The organism is Methylophaga sp. UBA5088 (assembly GCF_002414625.1).
GTDB lineage: Bacteria > Pseudomonadota > Gammaproteobacteria > Nitrosococcales > Methylophagaceae > Methylophaga > Methylophaga marina.
Window position 1 is genome coordinate 2,710 of sequence record NZ_DIAC01000104.1, and the last position, 363, is coordinate 3,072.

Below are 363 nucleotides of genomic sequence, written 5' to 3' on the forward strand. Positions count from 1 at the left end.
CCTGTCGCTTTTTAGCTAAGCTTGGCTTAAAGCTGGATAAAGATACAGAGCAAGGTATTTTTGATTGGGCACATTTGATTCGGGATATCCCGCCGGCAAGGCTGTTTGATGAAACACTAAAACTGTATCTGAGTGGCCAGGCTGCCATGACACATGAATTACTCTGTCATTACGGTCTGTTTGAGCATCTCTACCCACAAACCGCTGCGTTGTTGCATGAAGAACAAGACGGTTATCCAAGAACGATGCTGATGAAGGCATTAGAAAATACGGATATTCGTATCGCAGCCGGTAAGCCAGTGACACCAGCGTTTTTGTTTGCAGCAATATTATGGGAGCCAGTGCGGCAGCGTACGGTTTTAT

General features: G+C 45.7%; 1 pseudogene. It reads left to right on the plus strand.

Going from position 1 to position 363, the window contains the following annotated elements:
• Positions 1-363 (plus strand): annotated as a pseudogene (locus B4K20_RS13165) (polynucleotide adenylyltransferase PcnB); the annotation flags it as partial.